This is a genomic window from Klebsiella pneumoniae subsp. pneumoniae HS11286 (assembly GCF_000240185.1).
In the GTDB taxonomy this organism is placed as follows: Bacteria; Pseudomonadota; Gammaproteobacteria; order Enterobacterales; family Enterobacteriaceae; genus Klebsiella; species Klebsiella pneumoniae.
In genome coordinates this window covers 1,885,198-1,902,203 of record NC_016845.1, presented here as the reverse complement: position 1 = coordinate 1,902,203, position 17,006 = coordinate 1,885,198, and the positions used below count along the sequence as shown (strand labels likewise).

14 protein-coding genes and 1 other annotated feature are annotated in these 17,006 nt (G+C 59.0%); of the genes, 1 reads left to right on the top strand and 13 read right to left on the bottom strand.

The genetic code is table 11. The features are described from left to right. Nucleotides 1–3: 3 nt before the first annotated feature. The 7 genes from KPHS_18340 to KPHS_18280 form a co-directional block, all read right to left on the bottom strand. Nucleotides 4–639 carry a YcbK family protein gene (locus tag KPHS_18340; RefSeq protein YP_005226134.1) on the bottom strand — a complete coding sequence of 212 codons (636 nt, stop codon included), beginning with the start codon at nucleotides 637–639 and terminating at the stop codon, nucleotides 4–6. Nucleotides 640–857: 218 nt separating this feature from the next. Next, nucleotides 858–2,648 (bottom strand): putative amidase, encoded by a 1,791-nt coding sequence (locus KPHS_18330; protein ID YP_005226133.1) that lies wholly within the window; start codon nucleotides 2,646–2,648, stop codon nucleotides 858–860. Nucleotides 2,649–2,848: 200 nt separating this feature from the next. Beyond that, entirely contained in the window at nucleotides 2,849–7,297 is a 4,449-nt protein-coding gene (locus KPHS_18320) for a condesin subunit B (RefSeq protein YP_005226132.1), read from the bottom strand. Further along, nucleotides 7,297–8,001: a condesin subunit E gene (locus KPHS_18310; RefSeq protein ID YP_005226131.1), complete on the bottom strand. Its 705-nt coding sequence runs from the start codon at nucleotides 7,999–8,001 to the stop codon at nucleotides 7,297–7,299. The genes KPHS_18320 and KPHS_18310 overlap by 1 nt, the downstream gene beginning before the upstream one ends. Continuing rightward, nucleotides 7,982–9,064 (bottom strand): chromosome segregation and condensation protein MukF, encoded by a 1,083-nt coding sequence (locus tag KPHS_18300; protein ID YP_005226130.1) that lies wholly within the window; start codon nucleotides 9,062–9,064, stop codon nucleotides 7,982–7,984. The genes KPHS_18310 and KPHS_18300 overlap by 20 nt, the downstream gene beginning before the upstream one ends. Then, nucleotides 7,982–9,303: a sequence feature (potential frameshift: common BLAST hit: gi|238893978|ref|YP_002918712.1| condesin subunit F), on the bottom strand. Its footprint overlaps the gene before it by 1,083 nt. After that, nucleotides 9,043–9,303 carry a condesin subunit F gene (locus KPHS_18290; RefSeq protein YP_005226129.1) on the bottom strand — a complete coding sequence of 87 codons (261 nt, stop codon included), beginning with the start codon at nucleotides 9,301–9,303 and terminating at the stop codon, nucleotides 9,043–9,045. (Overlaps the previous feature by 261 nt.) The genes KPHS_18300 and KPHS_18290 overlap by 22 nt, the downstream gene beginning before the upstream one ends. After that, on the bottom strand, nucleotides 9,300–10,097 hold the full coding sequence (locus KPHS_18280) for a putative metallothionein SmtA (RefSeq protein YP_005226128.1): 798 nt from the start codon (nucleotides 10,095–10,097) through the stop codon (nucleotides 9,300–9,302). The genes KPHS_18290 and KPHS_18280 overlap by 4 nt, the downstream gene beginning before the upstream one ends. A gap of 121 nt (nucleotides 10,098–10,218) precedes the next feature. On the opposite strand from KPHS_18280, the gene KPHS_18270 reads away from it, so the two are divergent. Then, on the top strand, nucleotides 10,219–10,998 hold the full coding sequence (locus KPHS_18270) for an envelope biogenesis factor ElyC (RefSeq protein ID YP_005226127.1): 780 nt from the start codon (nucleotides 10,219–10,221) through the stop codon (nucleotides 10,996–10,998). Here KPHS_18270 and KPHS_18260 read toward each other — a convergent pair. The 6 genes from KPHS_18260 to KPHS_18210 form a co-directional block, all read right to left on the bottom strand. After that, on the bottom strand, nucleotides 10,975–11,868 hold the full coding sequence (locus tag KPHS_18260) for a chromosome partition protein MukF (RefSeq protein ID YP_005226126.1): 894 nt from the start codon (nucleotides 11,866–11,868) through the stop codon (nucleotides 10,975–10,977). The genes KPHS_18270 and KPHS_18260 overlap by 24 nt on opposite strands. A gap of 137 nt (nucleotides 11,869–12,005) precedes the next feature. Continuing rightward, complete coding sequence (locus tag KPHS_18250; protein YP_005226125.1) at nucleotides 12,006–12,743, bottom strand: 3-deoxy-manno-octulosonate cytidylyltransferase; 738 nt, start codon at nucleotides 12,741–12,743, stop codon at nucleotides 12,006–12,008. 5 nt (nucleotides 12,744–12,748) lie between these two features. Continuing rightward, the gene (locus tag KPHS_18240) at nucleotides 12,749–12,931 is read right to left on the bottom strand and encodes a protein YcaR (protein ID YP_005226124.1); all 183 of its coding nucleotides are present in this window, start codon (nucleotides 12,929–12,931) and stop codon (nucleotides 12,749–12,751) included. Between the two features lie 63 nt (nucleotides 12,932–12,994). Continuing rightward, entirely contained in the window at nucleotides 12,995–14,224 is a 1,230-nt protein-coding gene (locus KPHS_18230; protein ID YP_005226123.1) for a winged helix-turn-helix domain-containing protein, read from the bottom strand. Between the two features lie 54 nt (nucleotides 14,225–14,278). Further along, nucleotides 14,279–15,259, bottom strand: coding sequence for a tetraacyldisaccharide 4'-kinase (locus tag KPHS_18220; RefSeq protein ID YP_005226122.1), 981 nt, complete (start codon nucleotides 15,257–15,259; stop codon nucleotides 14,279–14,281). Continuing rightward, the gene (locus KPHS_18210; RefSeq protein YP_005226121.1) at nucleotides 15,256–17,004 is read right to left on the bottom strand and encodes a lipid transporter ATP-binding protein/permease; all 1,749 of its coding nucleotides are present in this window, start codon (nucleotides 17,002–17,004) and stop codon (nucleotides 15,256–15,258) included. Before KPHS_18210 ends, KPHS_18220 begins: the two co-directional genes overlap by 4 nt. Between the last annotated feature and the right edge of the window lie 2 nt (nucleotides 17,005–17,006).

Below are 17,006 nucleotides of genomic sequence, written 5' to 3'. Positions count from 1 at the left end.
TCGTTACCAGTGCCTTACGGGACCGGTATCAATATGCACAAAGTTACTACGTGGGTAATATCCTACACCACCTGCGCGCATAGATAACGCCGCTTTGCGAATATTGCTTAACGAAATACCTTCAATATGGAAATCCATCGCCTGCCCCTTGGTGTGATAGCTGTGTTTCGCTACACCACGGCTGCGTGCGCGAAGCTCATCGTTGGTATCGAGGGAACGATAGCCAGAGATAAGCTGGACAGGTTTGTTGGTGCCAAGTAGTCCCTGCAACCGATAAAGATGATCGAACAGATTTGGATCGATGGACTTAATTTTATTCGCGCGATAGTCACGGAAAAAATGGTTAAGTCTTGCTAATTCATCCTGAATATAGCCTCTGCCATCGAAAAACTCCGCCCTGAGCGATTCACCGGTATGCAGGTTATTCAGCGTCAAAATACGCGGACGGGGGGTCGAGAGGGTGGCAAATGCCGGCGCAGGGAGAATGGCGGCAGCACCCAGCGCAGCGCCACCCAACGCCAGCAATCTGCGGCGATTAGCGTCAAATTTGTCCATGATAATCAGGTCTACAGTCAATGAATCGTTATATACTTTTTCCGCTTTGCGCGATGCCAGGATCAGCTCGCTATCGCTCGCCACGACCGAGATGTTGCCCGGCAAAGGAGAACGTTCGCGCTAACCGCGCTACGCATTGAGCGGAATGATATGTATATGCACTTCTGGCGCACGAAAGGCACCTTACCGGGCATTATTGCCAACGTCAAGGCAGCCTCACCCCAGGAAAATCGGGCGCTGCAGAGGTGCAGCGCCCTTTTTTACCCAGTGCTAGGACAACAAAATCCATTGAACTACTTCATTTACCTGATTAATTGTTCCGCTTTCGTCAGAATTTGTGCGCTGGATCGCGCGGTGATATCGTAATTGTAAATATCTGTTCGATATTGTGTACGTCCATCAGCGTCCACAAACGCCGTTAAGTAATATAAATTCACCGGTATATTTTGCCGAATATTGACATAGCGCGTATCCCCCTGCTTCAGGGCGTCGGAAATGCGCGTGTCATTCCAGCCCGCGTCCTGCAGCAGCATATTGGCCAGCTCCGAGGCTTTATTGACCCTGACGCAGCCGGAACTGAGCGCACGGACATCCTTCTGAAACAGATTATGATTCGGCGTATCGTGCAGATAGATAGCATCCGAACTCGGCATATTAAACTTGTAACGCCCCAGTGAATTACGTGCCCCAGGCGCCTGCTGAAAACGGAACGGTAAATTGTTCTCGGTGATGGTTGACCAGTCAACCCGGTAAGGATCGATGGTCTCTTTACTGTTCCAGCCGCGCATCACGGTGTAGCCATGCTGCTCCAGATAGCCAGGATTATTACGCACCTTCGGCAGAATATCTTTGCGCGCCAGGGTGGGCGGTACGTTCCACGGCGGATTGACCACTACGTTGTTCAGCGCGCTGCTCATCATCGGCGTCTTGCGGTCCGGACGTCCGACGATCACCCGCGAGGCCAGCACCTGACTGCCGTCCTGGTAATAGACCAGCGAAAACGCGGGAATATTCACCATGATACCAGTCGATAGTTTGCCTGGCAGCAGACGTAGACGCTGAATGTTCAGCGCCAGCACGCCAGCGCGCTGCGCCGATGAGACATTGAGCCAGTCACGGGTGGATTGGCCGATGACCCCATCCGCCCCCAGCCCCTGCATGGCCTGAAAGCGCTTAACGCCCTCCACCAGCTGGCGATCGTACACACCGCGCGCCGCGGGCTTGCTCTTTTTCTTCGCCGAAGGACTCACCACGTCGCCGGGCAGAACGATATTGGCGGAATTTTCCAGCATCCCAGTACGCTGGAGGATCTCGCGCAGCGCGCCGATATCATTGCTCCATTCTCCCGGGCGCAGCGAGCCGCTGCCGGTCATCTGCGGCCATGGACGTGAATCAGCCACCAGCGCCAGCAGCGACTGGTGCATGGCCTCATACTGCGGATGACGCGGCGCCAGGCCGGCGATAAACGCCGGCAGGGAGCCATTATCCAGCGCCAGCTGCCACTGGTTAATCACCGACAGCGGCGGGGTCGCCATCTTGTACGGTGTCGAGCTATATAACCAGCGGGTCCCCTGGGTGGGGATGCCGCTGATAAAGTGCAGATAGCCCATCATGGCATCAGACAACACCACATCGCGCGCCATGCCGGTGACGGCAGGATCGGTCAGCAGACTGACCCAGGTGGTAAACTGCGGCTGAAAACCGGCGATGGCGATCTCCGCCAGCTGCTGCTGGAACGCCTGCACCGCCTCGCGGTTTTCCCACATCGGTTTCATATCCCTGGCGGCGTATAGCGAGACCAGCGGATTCATAAAGACGGGTTTGTAGCCAGCCGGCAATAGCGCTTCGATCTGGGCGCGACTGTTCGCCGCGGCTTCCATCGACAGCGGCTGCTCACCGGCCAGCTTCGCGACCGCCGGCGATTGCCCGTCGCTTTGCGACAGCGCGACGGAAAGCTCTCCAGGCGTAGCGGAGCTATCACCTGGTACGACTTCAGGCTCTGCGGCCTGGACATTGAACAGCGGAGCAAATGCCATTGCCAGGCTCAGACTGAGCGCTGACAATGGACGACCATACCGTTTCTTAAGCAACATCCCTTGCCCCCTGTTGTCACACATTGCCGCCCACAAATTCGTGGGCTTTAACACAGTATATAAAGACGAAAAGGCTTTTGCCTTACCTAATGTAAAGAAGCTTAAAGATTATACCACCCTGGCATAGCAAGCTGGATAGCAAAAAGGGCAACTTAACGTTGCCCTTTTCAGCGCTTACCCGCCAGTAGTGAGCTGCATCGTCAGGAGGCGTCGGCCGTTCCCGGCAGCGCTTCCGGCAGCGGCGCGGCAAACCCGCGCAGCCCCACGACGTGCACATGTTCGTGATTATTGAACACCTTACGCACCAGTTTATAGGTAGTGCCTTTTTCCGGACTGATGTTCTCCGGCGCTGCGATAATCAGCTGCATCTCCAGACGTTCGCACAGCTCGAACAGGGTGGCGATGGAGCGGGCGTCGAGACGCGCCGCTTCATCGAGGAACAGCAGACGGCAAGGCGAGATATCCTTGCCGCGCAGGCGACGGGATTCATCTTCCCAACTCTGCACCACCATCACCAGAATCGACATCCCGGTACCGATAGCTTCCCCGGTAGACAGCGCGCCGGACTCCGCGCGCAGCCAGCCGTCGGAGCCGCGGTTAACTTCCACTTCCATCTCCAGATAGTTGCGGTAGTCGAGCAGCTCTTCACCGATGGTTTGCGGCGTGCGCTGCCCCATGTCGATCTGTGGGTTGAGACGCTGATAGAGCTTGGCCAGCGCCTCAGAGAAGGTCAGACGATTGCTGTTAAACAGATCCTGGTGCTGCTCATGCTGCTCGGAGAGCACGTCGAGCAGCATCGAGTGGGTCTCACGCACATTGACGTTCAGACGCACGCTGTTGACCTGGCCGAAGGAGACGCTCTGCAGACCCTGGTTGAGCATCCGGATACGGTTCTGCTCGCGCTGAATGGTTTTGCGAATAATGTTGGCCACGCTGCGGGAACTGATCGCCAGCTTCTGTTCACGGTTGGTCAGCTCTTCGGTCAGGCGGCTGAGCTCGATCTCCATCTGCTCGATCGCTTCCACCGGATCATCGGTGCGAATAATATCCTGACGAATACGCTCGCGCAGATGCTGGTATACGGCAACGAAGAACTGAATTTTGCGCTCCGGACGCTTCGGATCTTCCGAGATACGCAGCACGTCACGCAGATGTTCGTTATCGGCGACCGCCAGACGCAGCGCCCCCAGCGCCTTATCCGACATTGAGCGCAGCTCATCGGCGGAGAGATAGGCCAGCTCGCGGCGATGCAGACGACGTTCGACGCCGTTGTCTTTCACCAGACGCATCACCGCGCACCAGCCCGCCTTGGCGGTCACCACCTGCTCGCGCATTTCGCAGTAATCGCGCTCCAGCTTGCGCAGTTTACGGGTCAGGTTGTCCATTTCCGCTTCGCAGAAGGTCAACGCTTTCTCCAGCTGATTGCGTCGGGAGCGGTTATTGCTCAGCTGCATGTGCAGCTCATCGCGACGCGCGCGAGCACGCTCTTCCGCGCCGGCGTCGGCGCGCACGCCAATGTCCTGCAATTCTTTATACAGATCGTTGAGCAGCTCTTTCTTGGTGTCATACGAGCTCTTCAGCGAGGCCAGCACCTGATTGTACTGACTAAGCTGCGCCGCATGGGCACGCAACGCGTCGCGCGCGCGGCTGCGTTCGGACTCCGCCTGCTCCAGACGCTGGCGCAGCTTCTCGTTGAGATCGCTGTTGCCGCTGAGCATTTCCGCCGAATCGGAGTAGCTGAAGTGGGCCCTGCGCTGCACAACTTCCGCCAGGGCAAAAGCCTGCTGACGCGCATCGCGCTGGGTTTGCTGCGCATAGGCGTAATCTTCTTTCAGCTGCTCAAACTGCTCCGGATCGCTCTGCAGCACCGAAACAATAGGCTCCAGCTTCGCCAGCTGGTTACCGTGCTGCTGAATAAAGCGCGCGGCCTCCTGCGCTTCGTCCAGACGTTCCTGGATCTCGTCCACGCGGTCGGCCAGCGTATCATCCGCCAGCAGGTTCAGGCGCGGCAGCAGGCGGTTGAGCGCCGACACGCCCTCTTTCGCCTGCTCGTACTGCACACGGTTCTGTTGGTTATCGCTTTCATGGGCGCTCAGCGCACGCTCCAGCTCGCCGCGGCGGCTGTTGAGTTTGCGGATCTCTTCTTCCGGATCGTCCTCGAAAGCCACCGCCAGATGGCTGCCGATAAAGCGGCTGAAGGCCTGGTGCAGGCGCTGGGTTTTCTGCACATCGAACGACAGGGTCGCAAAACGCTCTGACAGCGATTCACGCTCGGCATGCAGGGTTTCAATGCGGTTTTCACGTGCCGCGCGGCCAAACAGCGGCAGCGACGGGAAGCGCGAATAACGCCACTGGCGATCGGCAATCTTCACCACCACCGCTTTTTCCAGCTCGTCGACGCTGAATACGCTGTCATCGAAGGACTGCGGATCGCCTTCGATCAGATAGAGATCTTCCGGGCAATCTTCCAGTCCCTCAAGCTGCTCGGCTACCCGCGACAGATCCGGTACCACGATCGCATGGCGCGACGGACCGTACAGCGCGGAGAAGTACGGCGCATCGTCCAGGCTAACATCATCGTAGATCTCGGACAGCAGAACGCCGCCGAACCGTTCCGCCAGGGCGTTGAGGCGCGGATCTTCCGAACCGCCCGGCTGGCTAAGACGCTCGATTTCTTCGTCGATGGCGCGCTTGCGGGCGCCGACCTCGTCACGTTCAACGATAGCCTCTCGTTCACGCTCCAGCAGCTGCTGCAGGTATTCGGTGACCTCCTGGCCGGACGCAAACTGCTCGCCGCTTTGCTCGCACAGCTGGTTAAGGCTGTTCTGCGCCGCCAGCCAGACCGGCGCCCGACGCATCAGCGTCTGGGTACGCGACTGCAGTTGCTCCAGCTCCTGACGCAGCGCCATGCGCTGCTCCTGAGCATTGGAGACGCTGTCGGCCAGCGACGCGATGCGCGCTTCCAGCTCCTGATGCAGCGTTTCCAGATCGTCGATATCGTAGCGTTTACCCTGGCGTTTGCAGAACTCGGCCAGCTGACGCTCAGCGTCCTGCTGCTCGCGCAGGCGCTGTTCAAGCTCGTTGAGGCGGCTGCGCAGCCCCTGCGCCTGCTCGGCCTGGTGGCGCTGGTTCACGCCGTCGCGCAGCAATTCGCGCGCTACGTCCCAGGCTTCATTGCGCGCCAGCGGGCCGTTAATCGCCGCCACCAACTGGTAAGCCTGTTCAAACTGGCTGTGCGCGGTTTGCGCCACGCTCATTTTCTGTTCCAGCGACAGCATTTTCTCCGTCGCTTCCTGCTCTTTCGCCTGGAAGGTTTCCAGCCACTCGTCGGCGCTCTCCGGGGTCAGATCCGGCAGATGGCACAGCGCCTTCGCGCGCTCCAGCGCCTGCAGCGCCTGGTTATACTGAATGGCGCGGGTCTGCTGCACATCGAGCGCCTGCTGATAGTCGGCGAGTTGGCTTTTCAGCTCATCCACTTCCAGCTCGGCGGCCTCAGCGCGGGCTTCGTTCTCTTCCTGACGATCGACGGCTTCCGCCACCACTTCATTCTGCTCTTCCAGACGGATCTGCAGCTCGTCGAGATCCGCTTCGTAGCGCTCGATTTTTTCCTGCTGACGCAGCGCAGTCTGCACCAGGTTCAGGTGATCGCTGGCGGCCTGGTAATCGGCTTCCAGATCGCCCTCCGCGCCGTTATGCTCCTGCAGTTCGCGCGCCATGTCGACGTGCTTATACTGCTCAGCCGCCAGCTGCGAACGCGAGGTGAAGAGATCGCGGCGATACTCCAGCGCCTTATCCAGGTGAATGCGCCTCTCGTTGGCGTGACGCATATAGTCCGCCGCCACGTAGTTGGTGGCTTCGCTGATCAGGTGTTTAAACAGATCGCGGTCGGACTGGGTAACGCGAATGGCTTCCAGCGTCATGCGGTTTTCCCGCAGCGCCGCTTCCATATCCTGGAACGCTTTACGCACGCCGCTGTTTTCCGGCAGCAGGTAGTCGCGCAGCGAGCGGGTAATGGTGCTGGAGATCCCGCCGTACAGCGAGGCCTCAATCAGGCGGTAGTACTTGCTACGATCGGAGGCGGAACGCAGGCGACGCGCCACCACGCCCAGATCGAACATTAGCGAGTGATATTCGGTGATCGAGTTGAACTGTTTAAACTGGACCCCTTCCATCGCCTCGAGTTTATCTTTCAGCTCGTTGAGGCTCACGACGCGCGCCTGGCGATCGTTCAGCGTTTCGGTCAACAGCTGGGTCGGCAGGATAGAGGTCGGCAGTCCCTGAATGGCGAAAGGTTTAATATCGACTTTACGATCGCGCCCGGCGACCTGCTGCAGGCGCACGCCGACCACCACGCGCTGGTGGCGGGAGTTGATCACATCGAGTACCGAGTAACACACCCCGGCGCGCAGCTTACCGTGCAGGCCTTTATCGCGTGAGCCGCTGGTGGCCCCCGCTTCGGTGGTGTTACGGAAGTGCAGCAGGGTTAAATCCGGGATCAGCGCCGTGACGAAGGCCGCCATGGTCGTGGACTTACCCGCGCCGTTCCCCCCGGAGAGGGTGGTCACCAGTTCATCAAGATCAAAGGTCCGGGCAAAGAAGCCGTTCCAGTTAACCAGCGTTAGCGAGCGAAACTTACCGCGTTCAATCATTACTCTTCCTCCCCGCTATCCGGCTGGTTTTCTTCATTCTCATCATTGAGCTGCAGGTGATTTTCCAGGGCCATCGCTTCCCCGTCGCGGATCAGACGGCGCTGCGCTTCGCGCGGGTCGTCGCCGGCGCGCACATCGGCGCCAAAGCGGAATACCGATTCGGTAATGCGAAACTTGCTGCTATCGTGGCCCATAAACCACACCATCCCCAGACGGCGTAAGCGGTTAAGCGAGGCCCGCATTTTTTCCTGCAGCTTCTGGCGGTCCAGATCCGAACCGGTGGAACGGTTGTTCACCAGCTTCAGCAGCCTGGATTCATCGGCCAGGGTCAGCAGCTCGTCATAGAGCTCCTGCTGGGTAAAAATCCCTTCGTTCGCCAGGCGCTCCGGGCTGAGATAGAGATAGCAAAGAATTTTGCCCACCATCATATCCAGCTCGGACAGTACCGAGCGCGAAATCAGCGTGGTGGACCGCGGGCGCAGGTAGAAGAATCCCTCCGGCGCGCGGATCAGCTCGACGTTATAGCGAGCGTAAAACTCTTCCAGGTAATCCTGAAAATCCATCAAAAATGCGTGATTATCCAGCTCGTCGAGACCGATATGACGGCCCGCGCGCAGGGCGCTGTCCAGCGCCGGAAATAACGGATTGGCCAACGCCTGCGCCAGCTTAACCGGCATCACTTGTTCAATATTTGTCAATGACATGCGCCTGTACCTTGGCTCCGTAATCATTAATCGGCTGCCATTTTGCCGGCAGTCCGGTGAAATCTGCCTGGGCGACGCCCAGCTGTACCGCCTGATCCACGACGATCCGCGCCACGTCGAAGTGACGCCCGCGCGGATACTGCGCCAGGAACTCCCGCGCCACCAGGCCGAGATCCAGCGGTATTCCTTTCTCTTTATAGACCGCCAGCTGCGCTTCGATCAGCGCCGCCAGCTGCTCGCGAATTTCGTTAAACTCTTCAAATTCGAGGTCCGCCGGCAGCTCGCCGGTGACCTCTTCATCGCGCAGGGCCATCTCTTCATCGCGCATATCCAACAGGCGGTCGGCGTTGGCGTAAGTTAGCGCCCACGGTTCATCAAAATAGGTCTGCACCGACTGGCGCAGACGCTGGGCGAAGACGCGGTTCTTATCCATATCGATAGCGGTACGGATAAACTTGTGCACATGGCGGTCGTAGCCGATCCACAGGTCAATCGCCTGCTGACCCCAGCTGACGATGCGGTCGAGCTTGCTTTGCAGATCGAACACCAGCCGATCGACAAAATGGAGATCGTCGCGCGCCATGGTCGAGTCCTGAATGCGCAGCAGGTTCGCCTGCAGCTTATCCCCTGCCGCATCCAGCGTATCCTGCAGTTCGCGCAGGGTGCCGGAGGTTTCCGACAGCAGCAGTTCACAGCTGGAAATCGCCGCGCGCCAGTCTTTATTCAACAACTGCGCGATATCGTCTTTCACCAGCTGCTGCTGCTCATCCATAATGCGCTGCGTCAGGTCGATGCTGTCGAAAATTTCCGCTACGGAATACTTCAGCGGCGCAAAAACGTTGCGATGCCAGTGGAATTCATCACCGCCCTCTTCCGCGGCGTCCGCCGCGCGCTTCAGCTCGCCGGCGACGATCGACAGCTGCATCGAGAGACGCAGCGTCGAGAATTCGCGCTGACGGATATAATAATCGGTGATCCCAATCCCCAACGGCGTCAGGCGATAGATCGCATTGCCTTCGGTAATTTCGCTGGTAAAGCGGTTCAGCAGACGCTGGCGCACCAATCGTTGATCGCGTTATTGGCGCGCTGGCTGATGGTTTCGCTGGTCTGCTCAAACGCATCACTGACGTGGCGGAACGCATCCACCAGTTCACCCTCGCTCATTTCCCCTTCCAGTCGTTCACCATTCAGAGTGGCGATCGCCAGCAGGAAAGAGAGTCTGTCGACCGGTAGCGAGATTGAAAAATCATTTTTTCTGGCCCAGGCAACCAGTTCGGGGACTGTCTGGGAAAATTCACTCATACTTTATCCTTGCATCTGCGGCTATGAGCCTGGCTCTTAAGCGCGGTGACATGAATATAACGGCCCAGGCTGAGATACGGCTCCTGACGACAGTAGCGCGTCTCCAGCGCCAGCAGCGCCGCATAGCTGTCATGCTGTTGGCGTTTTTCACGCAGATAATCATGAAACACCCGCACGCCGGTTTTGCTGACGATCTGCCAGCCAATCTCTTCCAGCCAGTGATAAACCTGCTGTGGTTCACGCGGATAATCCGGCGACAGCGTGCGTTTTTTCTTTTTTGGCATGCCCAGTTGAACGTAATCAAAATTACCGGCAACCATATTGTGCATCAACAGGCCGTTAGCATTGTAGAACATCAATGACAGTCCACCGCCAGCACGCAGCGTCGACCACAGGGTATGCAGTATTTCCTGGGGCTCCGCCACCCACTCCAGCACCGCATGAAACAGTACCAGATCGACCGGGCTTTCCAAATGCTGCGCAATATCCTGAGCCGCGCATTGTACAAAATGCATGTTGTCGATCACACCTTTATCGGCGGCCGCCTGGCGGGCGCGAGCCACCATCTCAGCGGAGAGATCGCAGAGCGTCACGTGATGGCCCAGTTGCGCGACTTTGATGGCCGTTTGTCCTTCGCCGCCGGCATCCAGCACCCTCAGCGGTCCCGGCCCCAGCTGCGCCAACAGCGGTTCCAGATCCTGCCAAAGGATCGCCTGACGCAACTGGCCTTTTGTGGTGCCGTAAATATTGCGCGAAAACTTTTCAGCAATGTCATCGAAATTGCGATCCTGCACGAGTGACTCCACAAGCCAACACAAAACCGCTATTTTGTCATACCCACGCCGAGAATGAAGCGATCTGTTATAAGATCCGAACATAACTTTGGTTATATGGTTAAAAAAGGAACCATCTGGCATGCTTTTCACGCTAAAAAAGATCGTCGGCGGCCTGCTGTTGCCGCTACCCGCCTTACTGTTGCTGATCGGTATCGGGATCGCGCTGTTATGGTTCAGCCGCTTTCAGCGTACCGGGAAGCTATGCGTGAGCCTCGGCTGGCTGCTGCTGACGCTGCTGAGCCTGCAACCCGTGGCCGACAGCCTGCTGAAACCGATTGAAGATACCTACCCCACCTGGCGCGGCGAGCAGCCGGTGAACTACGTGGTGGTGCTGGGCGGCGGCTATACCTGGAATCCGGAGTGGGCGCCAAGCTCTAATCTTATCAATAACAGCCTGCCGCGCCTGACGGAGGGCATCCGCCTGTGGCAGGCGAATCCCGGTTCGAAAATGATCTTTACCGGCGCGGCGGCGAAAACGAACCCCGTCAGCACGGCGGAAGCCGGGGCGAGAGTGGCGGAGAGCCTTGGCGTACCTCGCAGCGATATCATTGTGCTCGATCGGCCGAAAGATACAGAAGAGGAAGCGCTGGCGGTGAAGCACGCCATCGGCGACGCGCCCTTCCTGCTGGTCACCTCGGCGTCACACCTTCCGCGGGCGATGATATTCTTTCGCCATGCCGGCCTGGATCCGCTTCCCGCGCCGGCCAATCAGCTGGCGGTGACCTCGCCGCTCAATCCGTGGGAGCGGGCCATTCCTTCTCCAGTGTGGCTGATGCACAGCGACCGGGTCGGCTATGAAACCCTTGGTCGCGTCTGGCAATGGCTGAAAGGCAGCTCAGGCGAGCCAGGGCAGGAGTGATTTTGCAGCGAGGTCAAAACGGGCGCGATCAAAGCGCCCGGTGTTGACCAGACTATCCACCTCATCCCACAGCAGATAAAGCCAGCGCCGCCAGACAAAGGCCTCGGAAACTGGCGCCTGCTGCAGGTAGCGCCACAGCAGCTGTTCCGCCTGGCCGCCTTCAGCAAGACGGAACAGTTCATACTCGCGTGGCGCCCACAGCATCATCCCCGGCCCCACCATCGCCAGCAGCTGATCGCTGCGCGGATCTTTTAGCATGCTGCGCAGAGTGAAGTTGCCATGCACCAGCACAGCATTATCATTGAAATCGCGGAACAGCTCCGGAAGGCACTCGCGGGAGCGGAACAAAAGGCGCTTATCCTGCATGGTGAGACCGGTGTCCTGATACAGGTTCAGGGTGCTCCACAATATCTCTACCCGCTGGCGGTACCAGTTCGGCCACAGGTTTTCCTGGGTATTGTCGACCATTCCCACGCAGCCGCCACTGTCCTGCCGATGCCACGCCAGCAGCGCCTCGACGATTTGCTCCTGCAGTTGCTCCCAGCGCGCCGGGGTGCGCGTCGGCGCCTCCACCGGTACGCCGCGCAGGCGCTCAAGCAGCAGCACATCTGGTCCGGGATGTTCTTCGTGCGTCATGACGCCATAAACCACCGGCATACGCACCGTACCATTACGCGCCAGGGTCGAGATCTTCCATGCCAGCTGCCGCGCCACGCCGGGCGTGGTGAAACTTCGCGCCAGCAGCGGCATCGGGTTTCCCTGCGCATCGTACAGGAACCACAGCGCCGTAGCGGCTTGTTCACTGACACACTCCACCCGGCTTAGCTTTTCGCCAAGAAGATGACTGAGTTCGGTTCGCAACTGTTCCATTGTCGATTACCCCTATGAACACTACTGGTTTCATAATGAGCGCCCGCACCTGGGTTGTCATCGGATAAGATCAAAAAGGGGTAAAAAAAGCGAAAAACCGACGGGGATGTCCCCTCCAGCAAGGAGGGGACAGAGGACTAACGCAGCTCAGCGCGGACGCGCTCCAGATCTTCCGGGGTATCCACGCCGGTGCCGGGCACTTCGGCCGCCACGGCGACATGGATTTTCTCGCCATACCACAGCACTCGCAGCTGCTCGAGCATTTCAATCTGCTCCAGCGGGCTCGGCGCCCAGCTGACATAGCGGCGGATAAAGCCGGCGCGATAGCCATAGATGCCGATGTGACGCAGCAGGGAGTCACCGATGGTCTCGCGGGATTGGGCAAAGCGATCGCGATCCCAGGGAATAGTCGCGCGGGAGAAATAGAGCGCGTAACCCTTGGCATCCATCACCACTTTGACCGCATTCGGGTTAAACGCCTCTTCCGCATCATGGATCGGTACCGCCAGGGTCGCCATTCCGCTGCTGCTGGCAGCCAGATTCTCCGCCACCTGGCGGACAATCGCCGGGGGGATCATCGGCTCATCGCCCTGAATATTGACGATAATGGTGTCATCGCTGAACGCGCACTTTTCCACCACTTCCGCCAGCCGTTCGGTGCCGGACTGATGGTCGGCGCGGGTCATACAGACCTCGCCGCCGGCGGCTTCAACCGCCCGGGCGACATCTTCGTGATCGGTGGCGACAATAATGCGATCCGCGCCGGATTCGCGAGCGCGCTCCAGCACATGGACAATCATCGGCTTACCATTAATGTCCTGCAGTGGTTTTCCCGGCAGGCGCGTGGAGGCGAAACGCGCAGGAATAATGACCACGAAACTCATGAGTGACTCTCTTCTAGCGCCAGCGGACGCGCCTCTGTCTCCAGCAGCACCGGGATACCGTCGCGCAGCGGAAACGCCAGGCTATCAAGTTTGCAAATAAGTTCTTGCTTATCCTGACTGTAATACAGCTTGCCGTTACAGACCGGGCAGGCGATGATTTCAAGTAAACGGTGATCCATGTTTCCTCCTGATGGACCGGATAGATTTCTCAGCAGCATATCACAGGAAGGCAGGCGCCGGGATCAATCGGCGTCGATTTCCCACCCCTGCTCCTGGCCGACAAACAGCCCTTCCGGCAGGCGTCGGCACAGGATCCGCTCTGCCGATTGCCAGTGTGCGAAGTCGTTAATCGCCCGGCGCAGCCCCTGCTCCAGACCACGGGTGATCTTCACCCCCTCCTCCAGCCATAGAGCGAAGATCTCCAGCTCCCGGCTTTTGCGATGTATTTTACTGTCCATCCGCCCGACCAGTTTTCCCTGGTGCAGCAGAGGCAGTACGAAGTAGCCATACTGACGCTTCGGCGCCGGGGTATAACACTCCAGGCGATAGCTGAAGTTGAACAGCTGCTCAGCGCGTTTCCGATCCCAGACCACCGGGTCGAAGGGCGAGAGCACGGCGCTATGGCTGGCGGTCAGCTTACCGCCGGGCGCGGTCTCCAGCTGCGCCAGCGCCTCGTGATGCAGCCACATCTCGCCGAGTGCTTCCACGTTAACCGGCACCACCAGCCCCTCTTCCTGCCAGGCCGCCAGCAGACCCGGTAGCGCCGGCTGGCGCAAGCGATAGTAATCGGCCAGCCACTGGGCGCGGAAGATGCCGAGGCTACGGGCGCTATTGCGCAACATAATGGCCTCTGCGTCTTCGCGGGAGAGCGCGTCGCGCTCGTCGTCCCAGTCCGGCATCACCCGCCGGGTTAGATCATACACGCGGTGAAAATTGCGCCGCTCCACCACCATCACTTCGCCGGCGGTAAACAGCCCTTCAAGGTGGCGCTTATGCGGTTTCCACTCCCACCAGCCGCTGGCGCCTTTGCGCGGGTGGGTAAAATCCGCCGAGCGAACCGGGCCGTTTTGCCCGATATGCGCCACCAGCTCGGCAATACTCCCGGCATGCTCCTCCATCCACGCGCGATGGTATTTCCAGCCCATATTGTCGGGATTCAACATGCGATGGCGCACCAGGGCGAAATCGCTGCGCGGCAGAAAGCAGGCTTCATGCGCCCAGTATTCCATTAGCTCGCCGTTGCGCAGCGACTCATCCAGCCAGTGCTGCGGATAGCTGCCAAGACGGCTGAACAGCACCAGGTAGGGGCTGCGGGCCACCACGTTGATGGTATCGATTTGCAGCAGCGACATCTGCTGGATGGTGGAAAGAATGTCTTTCGGGCGAGCGCGACGTCGGGGCTTCTTTAACAACCCCTGCGCCGCGAGATGGAGGTGGCGCGCCTCGTTAAGCGATAGTTGCAATACCGACATGCAGGTTCTCCGTCAGGAATTCCAGCACAGCGGCGAGCAAAGCCGGCGCGTCAGTTAACGTTGCGCCAACGTCGCTAAGTCCGCAAGCAACCGCTGTGCGCGTTCATCGGCCATTATGGCGTCGACCGGTAAATACCACCAGTTTGCAGCGGCGAAATCGCGACATTTCACGGCATCTTTCTCGGTCATCAGCAGCGTCTGATCGGCGGTCACCAGGGCGGCGACATCAGCCTGGCTCAGCGCCTGATGGTCCGCCAGCGCCACGGTTTTGACCGGCTGGACGCCGCAGCTTTCGAGGGTGGCGAAGAAGCGCGGCGGATGGCCGATGCCGGCCATCGCCACCACGTTCGTGAAGGTGGAGACATCGCGACGTTCGCCGGTAAGCAGGTTAACCGCCATCCCTGGGCGCAGCCGCATCGGGATCTCACCCGGACGCGCCACGCCGCCGTTAACGATAACCGCATCAACGCTTTGCAAGCGCGACGCCCGCTCGCGCATCGGCCCGGCAGGCAGCCACCAGCCGTTGCCAAAGCGGCGCACGCCGTCAATAACGACAATTTCTCTGTCCCGCGCGAGCTTATAGTGCTGTAAACCATCGTCGGTCACAATCATCTGCAGATCGTGCGCGCTGAGCAATGCTTTTACCGCGTCGCTGCGCAGCGGGGCGACAGCGACCGGGGCACCGGTACGCTGATGGATCAACACCGGTTCATCACCCGCCTGCGCCGTACTGGTCCTGTCGTCCAACACCAGCGGATAGCGGTCGGCTTTACCGCCGTAGCCGCGAGACACGACGCCAACGCGAATACCGCGCTGCTGCAGCTGCTCCACCAGCCAGATCACCACCGGCGTTTTGCCATTGCCGCCAGCGGTCAGGTTACCAACCACCACCACCGGCACCGGCGCGCGCCAGGCTTTTGGCCACCCCAGCTGATAGCTGAGGCGAATCACCCCGCTCACCAGGCCATACAGCCAGGAGAGCGGCAGCAGCAGGCGCCACAGCGGCGATTCCCCGGACCAGATGCGCGCGATCATTCGCCGAATTGCATCTTATGCAGCTGGGCGTACACGCCCTTATGCTCCAGCAGGTCATGGTGCGTTCCGCGCTCCACGATCCGCCCGTCTTCAACCACCACGATTTCATCAGCCTGCTCAATGGTCGACAGACGGTGAGCGATAACCAGCGAGGTACGGTTTTTCTGCAGCTCATCCAGCGCCGCCTGAATAGCACGCTCGGACTCGGTATCCAGCGCCGAGGTGGCTTCATCGAGGATCAGGATCGGGCTGTTACGCAGCAGCGCGCGGGCAATAGCAATACGCTGGCGCTGGCCGCCGGACAGCATCACGCCATTCTCGCCGATGATGGTATCCAGACCATTATCCATCTTGTTAATGAAATCCATGGCGTAGGCCATGCGCGCGGCCTCTTCAATCTGCTCGCGGCTGTACTCTTCGGTACGGGCATAGGCGATATTGTTGGCGACGGTATCGTTGAACAGATGCACGTTTTGTGAAACCAGCGCCACCTGGTCGCGCAGCGAGCTCAGCTTGTACTCGCGCAGGTCGTGGCCATCCAGCAGGATCTGCCCCTCGTCGACATCGTAGAAGCGGGTGATCAGGCTGGCAATGGTCGATTTACCCGACCCTGAGCGCCCCACCAGCGCCACTGTTTTCCCTTCCGGGATATCGAGATTGATATTGCGCAGCGCGGCCACTTCGCGACCCGGGTAGGTAAAGGTGACGTTCTCGAACTTGAGATTGCCTTTCGCCCGCTCAATGACCCGCGTACCTTCGTCTTTTTCCTGCTCGGAATCGAGGATCGCAAACAGCGTCTGGCACGCCGCCATCCCGCGCTGGAACTGGGCATTGACGTTGGTCAGCGACTTCAGCGGACGCATCAGCGCAATCATCGAGGAGAAGACCACGGTAATGGTCCCGGCGGTCAGGGTGTCCATCACGCTCGGGAAGCTGGCGGCATACAGGACAAAGGCCAGCGCCAGGGAGGCGATAAGCTGAATGATCGGGTCGGAGATAGACGAGGCGGAAACCATCTTCATCCCCTGCAGACGCATTTTATTGCTGACTTTATCAAAACGTTTGGTTTCCACTTCCTGGCCGCCAAACATCAGCACCTCTTTGTGCCCTTTCAGCATCTGCTCGGCGCTGGTGGTGACCTGCCCCATCGTGTTCTGCATATTCTTACTGATATTGCGAAAACGCTTGGAGACCACGCGGATCGCCACCGACACAATCGGCGCCAGTACGATCAGGATCAGCGACAGCTGCCAGCTGTAATAGAACATCATCACGAACAGACCGATAATCGATGCTCCTTCGCGGACCACGGTGATCAGCGCGCTGGAAGAAGAGGAGGCGACCTGCTCAGAATCATAGGTGATGCGTGACAGCAGCGTTCCGGTAGACTGCTTGTCAAAGAAGGCCACCGGCATACCCATCATGTGGCCGAACAGGCGACGACGCATGGTCATCACCACTTTGCCGGAAACCCAGGAAATACAATAGCTCGAGATGTAGCTGGTGATCCCACGCAGCACCATCAGGCCGATAACCACCAGCGGCATCCATAGCAGCACTGAGCGATCCGTTTTACCAAAACCATCATCCAATAACGGTTTAAGAAGCGATAACATGAAGGTGTCACTGCCCGCGTTAAGCACCAACGCCACCGCCGCTACGATTAGCCCGGCTTTAAACGGCGCGATAATCGGCCAAAGTCGGCGGAAGGTCTGCCACGTGGAGAGATCTTTATCGTTCTGCATTC

Excerpts from the sequence above, each read along its gene's own strand:
- KPHS_18230 (YP_005226123.1), bottom strand. The coding sequence starts at position 14,224 with ATGTCGGTATTGCAACTATCGCTTAACGAGGCGCGCCACCTCCATCTC.
- KPHS_18320 (YP_005226132.1), bottom strand. The coding sequence starts at position 7,297 with ATGATTGAACGCGGTAAGTTTCGCTCGCTAACGCTGGTTAACTGGAAC.
- KPHS_18310 (YP_005226131.1), bottom strand. The coding sequence starts at position 8,001 with ATGTCATTGACAAATATTGAACAAGTGATGCCGGTTAAGCTGGCGCAG.
- KPHS_18290 (YP_005226129.1), bottom strand. The coding sequence starts at position 9,303 with ATGAGTGAATTTTCCCAGACAGTCCCCGAACTGGTTGCCTGGGCCAGA.
- KPHS_18210 (YP_005226121.1), bottom strand. The coding sequence starts at position 17,004 with ATGCAGAACGATAAAGATCTCTCCACGTGGCAGACCTTCCGCCGACTT.
- KPHS_18260 (YP_005226126.1), bottom strand. The coding sequence starts at position 11,868 with ATGGAACAGTTGCGAACCGAACTCAGTCATCTTCTTGGCGAAAAGCTA.
- KPHS_18240 (YP_005226124.1), bottom strand. The coding sequence starts at position 12,931 with ATGGATCACCGTTTACTTGAAATCATCGCCTGCCCGGTCTGTAACGGC.
- KPHS_18270 (YP_005226127.1), top strand. The coding sequence starts at position 10,219 with ATGCTTTTCACGCTAAAAAAGATCGTCGGCGGCCTGCTGTTGCCGCTA.
- KPHS_18220 (YP_005226122.1), bottom strand. The coding sequence starts at position 15,259 with ATGATCGCGCGCATCTGGTCCGGGGAATCGCCGCTGTGGCGCCTGCTG.
- KPHS_18330 (YP_005226133.1), bottom strand. The coding sequence starts at position 2,648 with ATGTTGCTTAAGAAACGGTATGGTCGTCCATTGTCAGCGCTCAGTCTG.